Here is a 12,245-nt window from a genome sequence, read left to right as displayed (position 1 = left end):
TACTCAGGTTAACGTTCAAGCGGCAGAATCTCAAATTAGAGATGTTGACTTCGCTGCAGAGAGTGCAAACTTTGCCAAATTAAATATTTTGGCTCAGTCTGGTTCTTATGCGATGAGTCAGGCTAATGCTGTTCAACAAAACGTTCTGAAACTTTTACAGTAGTAAAAGTTGCTAAAGCAATGCTTTAGCGTTGCGATGAATGTTTCTTTAGAAAACGTGCTTAAACTACTACAATAGTCACGCGCACTAACAACATGCCTTATTCGGCATGTTGTATTTCATCTACTATCTTAGATATCTCCAACTCATATGCTTTTATAACTTTTTCCATCAATGTAATGATAATTTTCTTAATTTTTTTAACATGAGTCTTTTTGTTTTTTAATTCTCTTGTATTAAAAAGATCAGATACATAAGTAGTAGTGTTTAAAAGATAATTTATCATTATTTGATGCAGTTCATCTTGATGGTAATTTACCATTGAGTCGAGTAGTTTCACATAATTTTGCATTAACAGCTCTTCATTAGCTGAACTGCTTTCTTTAAAAGCAGTTAGTGAGTCATGGTAATGTGTGAGTCTTCCTTTTTTTGCTATCAGTTCTTTTGTTTCTTCTTCGGATAGACTCATCGATGAATATTTGTCAAAGAGTGAAATTAGTTGATTTTTAAAATCGCTTCTGTCTATAGGATGTCCAAGGTGAATGTCAGCAGAGTGAGTAGGTATGGTGTTTTCAAAAAAAGCACCATCACTAAGGTTATAGATTTTTTGATTTTCAGATTTAAGGTTTTGTGTATGAATGTTGACAACAGGAATAGACATAGCCAGCAGGGGGATAGTTTTTACCTTGCTTCTAAAGTTACCTTTAATTTCAGTAACAGCTCTATCCAAGGTTTCACTTTCAGAGACCTGATCTACCGATGATGTGTCTATGCTAACATAATCTGAGTGATCCTTGGCGTGTGATGAGCCGTCATCTCCAAGTGCCAAATCCAAACCAAGCAGATAAACATCTTTGTTTGTAAAAGATAAAGCGATGCCATAACAAGCTTCACCGACACTTGCCGCATCTATGAAACAGTGGTTAAGTTTATATGATGTACGGTCTTCTAAAAGATATATCTGTTCTTTTTCAAATGTATCGAAAAATATTTCTGCAACAGATGCAGTAAAAATAAATACACTCTTATTAAAGAAACTTTTGTCATCAAACGAGTCTAATTCTCTTTTGGCAAGCGGCACGTTTTCATCAATATGTACAACAATGTCAGGAGAAATGTCTAGCTTGTAAAGTACTTGAACAGCAGCAAGGGGAGCTACGATTATAAAGTCTTTATAGTTGTTTTTAAGCCACTCTACTTCGGCATGAAGTGACGGTCCTGCACCTAAGACTAAAATAGGTTTATCATCAAAAAAAGTCTCAGAAACTTTTTTTTGCAGGTTTAAAAATTTATAATCTTTATTGAGTCTGTTAATGAGGTTTTTACTCTTTTCAAGAAGTCTTGAGTGTGAATAACATTTTTCAGGACGGGTAAGGATTGATTTTTGTATCTCTTTTATCGTTCCTTGGTCTTTTGAAGAAAAGAGAGAAAATTTCAGATAGTGGTTACGGATTATTGCAACTTCAAAAAAACTTTGAAAAGTTGCTGCAAATTCTAAAGGGTTTTGTGCAATTGAGAAAAAAGCGGTTTTATTTCCAATGGCTTCTTTATAGTTGCAAGTAAACATGGAAAGTCTAAATAACTCTATATCGCTATCTGTGATCAAAATGACTTGCGCGTCTATTTTTTTTATGATATGTTTAATATGTAAACCTAGCCCTACGCCGATAAAAATAAACTTATATACTTTAATCATATTCATAGAAGTATCTATGTTTTTTTGGTGGTAACTTGTAATTGCCGCTGTAGTTGCATGTGGGAAATAAGCATCTGCATTTTTTAGCAGATCGACAGCTTCAGAATTATAGTTGAAATTATAAAAGCTCTCAAAGACCTGGTCATTTTTTTTAAATGATATCTCATCTACTAATTTATCTGAATATTTTTTTGAATCCTGATTGTAAAGATATGTTTGAGACGACAATTCCAAAACATCGAAGTAGCCGTTTTTATATTCAAGCTCATACTTTTGAGGATATTTCCCTTCACTTAAGAGAGTCTCTAATGCCACAAGCATTCCGTGTAAACGTGTATGCTTTTCTTCAAAAAATTTCATATTTTCTTGGTAAGTTAAAATTGCTTTATCTTCTACACTTTGCACTAAAATTCCTTTGTATTTGTAAAAGTATATCAAATAATATACTTTTTATATTTAAACAGATAAAATTGATTATATTTATAAATTAGGTTCTCTAAATGTATGATGACAAAAAAGTTTTAGCGATAATTCCTGCTAGAGGCGGCAGTAAGGGCTTAAGTGGTAAAAATATCAAAGAATTATGTTCAAAACCTCTTATTGCCTGGAGCATTGAATCAGGATTGAAAAGTAAATATATTGATGAAGTTATGGTGACGACTGACAGCCAAGAGATTGCAGCCATATCAAGAGAGTATTCTGCAAATGTACCATTTTTAAGACCGCATGATTTGGCAAGTGATACGGCTACGACTTTTGATGCGGTTAAACATACAATCGATTTTTACAAAAGCCAAAACAATACGGAGTTTGACTACATAGTCTTACTTGAACCGACTTCGCCTTTAAGAGAAAATGACGATATTGATAATATGCTTGAGAAGCTGATCTCTCAAAGTGATAAGTATGATTCGATAGTCAGCGTCGGAGAGGTGCATGAGCATCCTTCCATCATGCAAAGAATCGTAAATAATGACTCTTTAGAGGGTTATTGTAAAGAGTTAGAGATGAAGTCACGCAGACAAGATAATGTTGCAGCTTATTTTCCTTACGGGGTTGCTTATATAGTCAAGACTGACTCATTGATAAAAGAAAAGACTTTCTACACAAAGAGAAATACTTTTTATGAGATAAAAAGATATCAATGTTATGAGATTGACGATATGTATGATTTTTTAGCGATTGAGAACATAATGAAATATGAATGGAAAATTTAGCATGAGATTTTTAGTTATCGGCTTAGGCTCTATGGGAAAAAGAAGAGTGAGAAATCTTATTGCTCTAGGTTACCAAGACAGCATAGCAGGGTTCGATATACAAGAAGCAAGAAGAGAAGAGTCCAAAAAGTATAATATAGAGATATATGATGATTTTACTACGGCAATGACACAGCATAAACCAGATGCAGTTTTAATCTCAACTCCGCCGAATCTGCATATGGAATACGCTTACAAGGTTGTGGAAGTCGGTATGAGCTGTTTTATAGAGGCTTCTGTCGTGGACTCCCAAAAAATACTTGAGCTCTCACGCATCGTAGAGGGTAAAGAACTTGTTGTTATTCCATCATCGACTATGAGATATTATCCCGCACCTAAAAAAATCAAAGAGTTGATTGGTGCTGGAATAATAGGAAAAGTGCTAAATTACAACTATCATACCGGACAGTATCTGCCGGATTGGCATCCGTGGGAGGATATAGGAGATTTTTATGTTTCCAATCCGGACACCGGCGGTGCAAGGGAGATAGTACCTTTTGAACTAACATGGCTTAATGATATATTTGGAGATTCCAAGGCTCTGGCTTGCGTAAGAAGAAAACTGACTAACATATCGGCCGAAATAGACGATATATATCACTGTATACTTGAATATCCAGACAATGTAATAGGTAATTTGACAGTTGAAGTTATTTCACGACCAAAGGCGACCAGAGATTTCAGAGTGATCGGCTCGGAGGGTGAAATAGTCTTTAGCGGTGATACAAACATTTTGAAATATATAAATACAAAAATGGAGGAGTGGGAGACGGTGAATTTTGACCAAGGTACGGTTGAAGAGGGATATATAAATCCTGAAGAACCGTACATAAACGAAGTTCGAGATTTTATCAGCAGTGCCAAAGCGGCTAAAAGCGGAGAAATCTTTAATCTGCCAAACACTCTCGAAGACGATTACAAAATATTATCTACCCTATATGAGTTAGAAGAAATAAGCGAGGGAAGAGATGACTTATCAAGATAGGTTGTTAAAAGCCATTCCGGGCGGAGCACATACTTACAGCAGAGGGTATGACCAGTATCCGTCAAATGCTCCTCAAATCCTAAAAAGAGGGAAAGGTGCATATATCTATGACGAGAGTGAAAATGAGTTTCTTGACTACGGTATGGCTCTTCGCGCAGTCAATTTAGGGTATGCGAACGAAGATATAAACAAAGCCGCATTTGAGCAGATGGAATTTGGCAATAATCTAACAAGAGCTAGTATGATAGAGCTTGAAGCTGCTGAGTTGCTGATAAGTCTTATAGATAGTGTAGATATGGTAAAGTTTACTAAAAACGGCTCAACTGCGACAACGGCAGCCGTAAAATTGAGTCGTGCATATACAGGAAGAGATATTGTTGCAAGATGTCAGGAACACCCTTTTTTCAGCTATGATGACTGGTTTATTAGTTCAACTCCCATAACCAGAGGTATCCCGCAAGAAGATTTAAACAGCACAAAAACATTTCACTACAATGACATAGCATCGTTAGAAAAATTATTTGAAGATTTTCCGGATGAGATTGCCTGTGTCATTTTAGAACCCTCTGCAACAGAACATCCAAAGGATAATTTTTTACATAAGGTTAAAGAAGTCTGTAAAAAAAACGGGGCAGTCTTTGTCTTGGATGAGATGATCACGGGCTTTAGATGGGATTTAAAAGGCGCGCAGAACTACTACAAGATAGAATCGGACCTATGTACCTTTGGAAAGGCTATGGCAAACGGTTTTTCAGTAGCGGCCATTGCAGGAAAAAGAGAGATCATGGAGCTTGGCTCCATAGAAAAAGAGGGGCAAGAGAGACTTTTTCTTCTCTCAACAACTCACGGTGCCGAGATGAACGGTCTTGGAGCATTTGTAGAATCTATAAAATTTATACAAAAAAACAGCGTAATCGAGCATATTTGGGATTACGGTAAAAAACTTATAGAGATGATGAATCAAAGTGCCAAAGAGTTTGGCATCGAGAAAAACTTTGTTGCAGGCGGAGTGGAGTGCAGTCCCTACTATCTGACTTTTGACAAAAACGGAGAAAACTCTTTGGGGCTAAGAACACTCTTTTCTCAGGAGATGATAAAAAACGGCGTACTCATGCCTTGGATAGCGATAAGTTATGCACACGGCGACAAAGAGCTGGAAATCACCAAGAAGGCTTTAGAGAAAACATTTGAAGTATATAAAAAAGCGGTTGATGAAGGGTATGAAAAATATCTTGTCGGTGATATCATAAAACCCGTATTTAGAAAGTATAACTGATGCTAGAAAATAGAGTCGTAGTCATAACCGGCGGGGCCGGATTTTTGGGAAAAGAGTTTGTAAAGGCAGTGGTTCAAAACGGCGGTCTAGCTGTCATAGCAGATATTGATGCCAAGATAGGAGAAGATGCCAAAGAGAAACTCTCTATTGAACTTCAAAGCAAAAATATTGATTTTGTTCAGATGGACATTACATCAAAAGAGTCTATAAAGAGTGCAATAAATTACTTGGATGAAAAATATAAAAGAGTAGATGCTCTCGTAAATAATGCCTATCCCAGAAACAAAAACTACGGAAAGCATTTTTTTGATGTCGAGTATGAAGATTTTGTAGAAAATACCGGGTTAAATCTTGGAGGCTATTTTAATGCTTCAAAACATTTTGCCGAGTACTTTAAAAATCAAGGTTATGGAAACATTATAAACATCTCGTCTATCTACGGTGTAATCGCTCCGAAGTTTGAGGTGTATGACAATACACCGATGACAATGCCCGTAGAGTATGCCGCTATAAAATCGGGACTTATTCACTTAACCAAATATATGGCAAAGTACTTCAAAGGACTAAACATCAGAGTAAATGCCATAAGCCCGGGCGGTATTTTAGATAATCAGCCTAAGGCTTTTTTAGATGCATATAAACAAGAGAGTCTGAGTAAAGGTATGCTTGATAACAGTGACATAAACGGTACATTGGTCTATCTGCTCAGTGATATGAGCAAGTTTGTAAACGGTCAGAATATTGTTGTCGATGACGGATTCACGCTATGATATTGAACTTGATAGGCAGAGAAAAGGAGCTTTTTAAAAGCGACATTACGGATAATGCCGATGAACTTCAAAATATAATCGCAAAGTCATCTTTTTTAGTCATAGGAGCAGCGGGTTCAATCGGTCAAGCCGTTACAAAAGAGATATTCAAGCGTAATCCAAAAAAACTTCACGCCGTAGACATAAGTGAAAACAACATGGTAGAGCTTGTTCGTGATATTCGAAGTTCGTTTGGTTACATTGAAGGTGATTTCAGGACGTTTGCTCTTGATGTTGGAAGTGTGGAGTACGATGCTTTTATAAGAAACGACGGAAAATATGATTATGTCTTAAACCTATCGGCTCTGAAGCATGTAAGAAGCGAAGAAGACCCGTACACTCTGATGCGCATGATTGACGTAAATATTTTCAATACAGATAAAACAATAAAACAATCAATTGAGAAAAAAACTAAGAAATATTTTTGTGTAAGTACAGACAAAGCTGCAAATCCCATAAATATGATGGGTGCTTCCAAAAGAATTATGGAAATGTTTGTTCATAGAAATTCAAATGACATGGAAGTGTCAATGGCAAGATTTGCAAATGTGGCCTTTTCAGACGGTTCGCTTCTTCACGGCTTCAATAAACGCATCGAAAAGCAACAGCCCATAGTAGCACCAAATGACATAAAAAGATACTTTGTAACTCCGCAAGAATCAGGTGAGTTATGTCTTATGTCTTGCATCTTCGGACAAAACAGAGATATATTTTTTCCAAAACTCAGTGAAGATCTGCATCTGATATCTTTTGCAGATATTGCAGTAAAGTATCTTGAGGGACTTGCTTACGAACCATATCTGTGCAAAGATGAAGATGAGGCAAGAGAACTTATAAAAACTTTGCCTGCACAGGGAAAATGGCCTTGTCTTTTTACGTCAAGCGACACGACGGGTGAAAAAGATTTTGAAGAGTTCTTTACGGATGCAGAGACTCTTGATATGGATAGATTTGAAAATATCGGTATCATAAAAAATGATGCTGATTTTAACAACGCTTTGCTTGATTCGTTTGAGAAGAATATAAAGAGACTCAAAATGCATCTATCATGGACGAAAGAAGATATAGTAGAAGAGTTCTTTAAAATGATACCCGACTTTGGACATAAAGAGACGGGAAAATATCTTGACGGAAAAATGTGATGTATAAAGATATAGTAGAGTTTATCCAAAATATTTATGCTACTAAAGAGTTTATTCCTCTTCACGAACCTAGATTCAGGGGCAATGAAAAAAAATATTTAAACGAATGTATAGATTCTACTTTTGTCTCAAGTGTCGGTAAATACGTAGATGCTTTTGAAGAGCAGTTTGCAAAAAAAGTCGGTGCCAAATATGCAGTGGCTACTGTAAACGGCACTTCTGCTTTGCATATTGCACTCATTCTTGCAGGAGTACAAAGAGATGATGAAGTCATCACTCAGGCACTAACCTTTGTAGCTACATGCAACGCTATAAGTTATTTGGACGCAAAACCTGTTTTTGTAGATGTTGATTTGGATACCATGGGTATGAGTCCTGCATCACTGCAAGAGTTTTTGGAAAATAATTGTGAGCTAATAGACAACAAATGCATCAATAAAACAAGTAAAAAGATTATAAGGGCTTGTGTGCCAATGCACACTTTCGGGCACAGCTGCAAGATTGATGAGATAAAAACCATATGTGACAAATGGCAGATAAACTTAGTAGAAGATGCCGCAGAGAGTTTAGGAAGTTATTATAAAGGCAGACACACGGGAACATTCGCAAAGCTTGGAGCATTTAGTTTTAACGGAAATAAAATCATTACTTCGGGTGGCGGCGGAGTTATAGTTACTGATGATGAAGAGTTGGCAAAAAGAGCAAAGCATCTCACAACTACTGCTAAAATTCCTCACAAGTGGGAGTATGTGCATGACGAAATAGCATACAACTACAGGATGCCAAATCTAAATGCCGCTTTGCTTGTCGCACAGCTTGAACAGTTAGATGACTTTTTAAAATCAAAAAGAGAGTTGGCATCCAGGTATGAAGAGTATTTTAAAACAAACAGCGAGATAAAGTTTATAAAAGAGCCGACAGATGCCAAGTCAAGCTACTGGCTGCAGGCTATCATGTTAAAAGATGCAAAGGCAAGAGACGAGTTTTTGGATTTTACAAACAGCAACGGTGTTATGACAAGACCTGTCTGGAAGCTTATGAGCGAGCTTGAGATGTTTAAAGATTGTCAGTGCAGTGATTTAAAAAATTCAAAATATTTAAAACAAAGGGTTGTAAATATTTCAAGCAGTGTGATATCATGAAAGAAAAAATACTCTTAATCGGCGGCGGCGGTCATTGTAAATCTGTTATAGATGTAATCGAGCAGGAAAACAAGTATGAGATTGCAGGAATCATAGACAAAAAAGAGCTTGTAGGACAATTTGTACTCGGTTATGAAATCATAGGCTGTGATGATGATTTAGAGGAGTTGTTTGAGATTTACAACTGCGCAATAATAACAATCGGACAGATTAAAACAAATGAGATTAGAGTAAAACTATTTCATATATTAAAAGAGATAGGTTATAGACTCCCTGTTATTAAATCGCCGCTGTCTTATGTATCCAAACACTCTAAAATAGGAGAAGGTACGGTTATCATGCATCACGCTCTCATAAACGCAGATGCCTATGTCGGGCAAAACTGTATCATAAACACAAAAGCCTTGATCGAGCACGATGCGGTTGTGGAAGATTTTTGCCATATATCAACATCAGCAGTCATAAACGGCGGTGTCGTAGTGAGAAAAAACAGCTTTGTGGGCAGTAACGTGACGACAAAAGAGTACATAAAGATCGGCGGATTTATTAAAGCAGGGGATTTGCAAAAATGAGTGTCTTTATAATTGCAGAAGCAGGCGTTAATCATAACGGCTCTATAGAACTTGCTAAAAAACTCATAGATGCAGCAAGTGAATCTGGAGCAGATGCAGTAAAGTTTCAGACATTTAAAACTCAAAATCTAGTCTCAAAAGATGCTAAAAAAGCCGCTTATCAAAAAGAGACTACAAACGCACAAGAGTCTCAGTTTGAGATGATAAAAAAACTTGAACTTGACGCTGATACTCATCGTGAACTTATAGATTACTGCAAGGCAAAAGAGATAATGTTCCTCTCGACTCCTTTTGATCTTGAGAGTGTTGATTTATTGAGTGGCTTGGGATTGGAGATATTTAAAATCCCAAGCGGAGAGATTACCAACCTGCCATATCTTAGAAAGATCGGTGCTTTGAACAAACAAATCATTTTATCGACTGGTATGTCTGATATGAGTGAAATAAAAGATGCTTTAGATGTCTTGGTAGGTGCAGGAACTAACAAAGATAAGATTACCGTAGTTCATGCAAATACTATGTATCCGACACCTATGGAAGATGTAAACTTAAGAGCCATGCTTAGCATCGGAGATTCTTTTGACGTTGCTTTTGGATACAGCGATCATACTTTGGGCATAGAGGTTGATATTGCAGCCGTAGCCATGGGTGCGTCTGTTATAGAAAAACATTTCACTTTGGATAAGAATATGGAAGGACCTGATCATAAAGCATCTCTAGAACCTAGTGAGTTAAATGCTATGGTAAAAGCAATTCGAAACATTGAACTTGCCCTTGGAGACGATATAAAAAAACCAAGCAAAAGTGAGATTCCAAATATGGAGGTAGCAAGAAAATCTATAGTAGCATCTAAGAAAATTGCAAAAGGTGAGCTTTTAACGCAAGATAATCTCTCAGTAAAAAGACCCGGTAACGGAATAAGCCCTATGAGATGGGATGAAGTTGTTGGAACTGTTGCAAGCAAAAATTACAAAGAAGATGAACTGATATGACAAGTCCTAGAAAGATATGCGTAGTCTCGGGAACAAGAGCTGATTACGGGCTTCTTTATTGGCTTATAAAAGAGATAGAAGAAGATAAAGAGCTGCAGCTTCAACTTGTAGTAACGGGTATGCATTTAAGCTCTGAATTTGGACTGACATATAAAGAGATAGAAAAAGAGTTTAAGATTGATAAAAAGATAGAGATCCTACTTTTTGATGATACTCCTGTAGGAATATCCAAATCTATGGCTCTTGCACAGGTCGGTTTTGCGGAAGTCTATGAAAATCTAAAACCGGATATAGTCGTAATCCTCGGTGATAGATATGAGATGCTAAGTGCTGCAACGGCTGCAATGATAGAGAGACTCCCTATAGCCCATCTTCACGGCGGTGAGACTACCGAGGGTGCCTTTGATGAGGCAATCAGACATAGCATTACCAAGATGAGCCATTTGCATTTTACTGCAACAGAGGAATATAAAAACAGAGTCATTCAGCTTGGCGAACAGCCACAGAGAGTCTTTAACGTCGGAGGACTGGGAATAGACAATATTAAAAAATTAAAACTCCTAAGTAAAGAGGAGTTTGAAAAATCAATTGAGTTCAAACTTGGCGCAAAAAATATATTAGTTACTTTTCATCCCGTGACACTTGAAGTAAAAACGGCATCTGAGCAGTTTCAAAATTTTCTTGATGCCATAGATAAACTAGAAGACACAAAGATAATCTTCACAAAGGCAAACAGCGACACAGACGGCAGAGTTATAAATAGAATGATAAATGCTTATGTTCAAAATAACAGTGACAAATCCGTGTGCTTTGCCTCTTTGGGACAGCTCAGATATCTGAGTGCATTGCAGTATGTAGATGCAGTTGTCGGTAACAGTTCAAGCGGTCTTCTTGAAGCTCCTTCTTTTAAGATAGGAACCATTAACATCGGGGACAGACAAAAAGGTCGCATAATGGCCGATAGTGTAATAAACTGTTCACCGGATACAGGGTCAATCACAGATGCTTTTGAGAAGCTGTACACCGATGAGTTTAAAAAGAGATTGTTAGGTGTTATAAACCCTTACGGTGAAGGTGGAGCGGGTCAAAAGATTAAGGAAATCATTAAAACCGCTTCTTTGAATTCGATAATAAAAAAAGTATTTTATGACAAGGATTGTAAATGAAAAACTATAAAAATATAGCACTCAAAGAAAACTCTACTATAAAAGAAGCATATAGAGTTATTGACAACGGAGCTATGAGTATTGCAGTAGTCATAAACGATGATGGAACACTTTTGGGTACACTTACCGACGGAGATATCAGAAGAGGGCTTTTAGGCGATTTAGAGCTTAGCGATACTATTGAGAGTCTTATATTTAGAACTCCTACCGTATGTCATATAGAAGATACAAAAGAGAAAATTCTTGAAATCGCAGTAGAGAAAAAACTATACCAAGTCCCCATTGTAGATAATGATGGAAAGATAGTCGGTATAGAAGAAGTAGATGAGCTTTTAAAACCTACCATTAAGAAAAACAAAGTCATCTTAATGGTAGGAGGTCTTGGAACGAGACTTAGACCGCTAACGGAAAAAACACCAAAACCGATGCTTAAAATCGGCAATAAACCTATACTTGAGACCATTATAATGAATTTTAAAAAGTATGGTTTTACAAACATAATACTGAGTGTCAGTTATAAATCGGAAGTAATAGAGTCGCATTTTGGTGATGGAAGCAAGTTTGGTGTAAACATTGAGTATATACATGAAGACAAGCGAATGGGAACGGCAGGTGCATTGAGTCTGCTTGAGTGTGATTTGGATGAGCCGTTTTTTGTTATGAACGGAGATATACTTACAAACATAAACTTTTCACATCTTTTGGATTTTCACTCTTTTAATAACTCAAAGGCGACCATGTGTGTGAGAGAGTATGACTTTCAGGTGCCCTACGGAGTCATAGAAGTAGATGACCAACAGATAACTTCCATAGTTGAAAAACCTATACACAAGTTTTTTGTAAATGCCGGTATATATATCTTGTCTCCCCAGACTTTAAGCAATATTCCAAATGATACTTTTTATGATATGCCGACACTCTTTGATGCTTTGATAGAAAAAGAGGAAAAAGTCTTATCTTTTCCTATTAGTGAGTATTGGCTTGATATCGGAAGGCTTAGTGATTTTGAGCAGGCTCAGTCTGAGTATGCTTCTGTATTTAACTAAAAG

General features: G+C 36.7%; 12 protein-coding genes. 11 read left to right on the top strand and 1 reads right to left on the bottom strand.

Going from position 1 to position 12,245, the window contains the following annotated elements:
• Positions 1 to 163: flagellin (locus ABYK18_RS10270; RefSeq protein WP_373036580.1), on the top strand; the 163-nt coding region annotated here is incomplete at its 5' end.
• 97 nt (positions 164 to 260) lie between these two features.
• Here ABYK18_RS10270 and ABYK18_RS10265 read toward each other — a convergent pair.
• Positions 261 to 2,261: a 6-hydroxymethylpterin diphosphokinase MptE-like protein gene (locus ABYK18_RS10265; protein WP_373036577.1), complete on the bottom strand. Its 2,001-nt coding sequence runs from the start codon at positions 2,259 to 2,261 to the stop codon at positions 261 to 263.
• Positions 2,262 to 2,356: 95 nt separating this feature from the next.
• Between ABYK18_RS10265 and ABYK18_RS10260 the strand changes: the two genes are divergently transcribed.
• From ABYK18_RS10260 to ABYK18_RS10215, 10 genes are read left to right on the top strand one after another with little or no spacing between them, the layout of a single operon-like run.
• Entirely contained in the window at positions 2,357 to 3,073 is a 717-nt protein-coding gene (locus tag ABYK18_RS10260) for a cytidylyltransferase domain-containing protein (RefSeq protein WP_373036576.1), read from the top strand.
• A 1-nt stretch (position 3,074) separates the two neighbouring features.
• On the top strand, positions 3,075 to 4,097 hold the full coding sequence (locus tag ABYK18_RS10255; protein ID WP_373036575.1) for a Gfo/Idh/MocA family protein: 1,023 nt from the start codon (positions 3,075 to 3,077) through the stop codon (positions 4,095 to 4,097).
• Complete coding sequence (locus ABYK18_RS10250) at positions 4,081 to 5,373, top strand: glutamate-1-semialdehyde 2,1-aminomutase (RefSeq protein WP_373036574.1); 1,293 nt, start codon at positions 4,081 to 4,083, stop codon at positions 5,371 to 5,373. Before ABYK18_RS10255 ends, ABYK18_RS10250 begins: the two co-directional genes overlap by 17 nt.
• Entirely contained in the window at positions 5,373 to 6,143 is a 771-nt protein-coding gene (locus tag ABYK18_RS10245; protein ID WP_373036573.1) for an oxidoreductase, read from the top strand. The genes ABYK18_RS10250 and ABYK18_RS10245 overlap by 1 nt, the downstream gene beginning before the upstream one ends.
• Positions 6,140 to 7,324: a UDP-N-acetylglucosamine 4,6-dehydratase gene (locus ABYK18_RS10240; protein ID WP_373036572.1), complete on the top strand. Its 1,185-nt coding sequence runs from the start codon at positions 6,140 to 6,142 to the stop codon at positions 7,322 to 7,324. Before ABYK18_RS10245 ends, ABYK18_RS10240 begins: the two co-directional genes overlap by 4 nt.
• Positions 7,324 to 8,466 (top strand): LegC family aminotransferase, encoded by a 1,143-nt coding sequence (locus ABYK18_RS10235; protein ID WP_373036570.1) that lies wholly within the window; start codon positions 7,324 to 7,326, stop codon positions 8,464 to 8,466. The genes ABYK18_RS10240 and ABYK18_RS10235 overlap by 1 nt, the downstream gene beginning before the upstream one ends.
• Positions 8,463 to 9,038, top strand: coding sequence for an acetyltransferase (locus ABYK18_RS10230; RefSeq protein WP_373036569.1), 576 nt, complete (start codon positions 8,463 to 8,465; stop codon positions 9,036 to 9,038). Before ABYK18_RS10235 ends, ABYK18_RS10230 begins: the two co-directional genes overlap by 4 nt.
• Complete coding sequence (gene neuB, locus ABYK18_RS10225; protein WP_373036568.1) at positions 9,035 to 10,030, top strand: N-acetylneuraminate synthase; 996 nt, start codon at positions 9,035 to 9,037, stop codon at positions 10,028 to 10,030. Before ABYK18_RS10230 ends, neuB begins: the two co-directional genes overlap by 4 nt.
• Entirely contained in the window at positions 10,027 to 11,196 is a 1,170-nt protein-coding gene (gene neuC / locus ABYK18_RS10220) for a UDP-N-acetylglucosamine 2-epimerase (protein ID WP_373036567.1), read from the top strand. Before neuB ends, neuC begins: the two co-directional genes overlap by 4 nt.
• On the top strand, positions 11,193 to 12,242 hold the full coding sequence (locus ABYK18_RS10215) for a nucleotidyltransferase family protein (protein WP_373036566.1): 1,050 nt from the start codon (positions 11,193 to 11,195) through the stop codon (positions 12,240 to 12,242). The genes neuC and ABYK18_RS10215 overlap by 4 nt, the downstream gene beginning before the upstream one ends.
• Positions 12,243 to 12,245: the final 3 nt, after the last annotated feature.

It is taken from the genome of Sulfurimonas sp., assembly GCF_041563495.1.
Lineage (GTDB): Bacteria > Campylobacterota > Campylobacteria > Campylobacterales > Sulfurimonadaceae > Sulfurimonas.
Note: the sequence above shows the minus strand (reverse complement) of the source record. Positions and strands in the feature narration are given on the sequence as shown.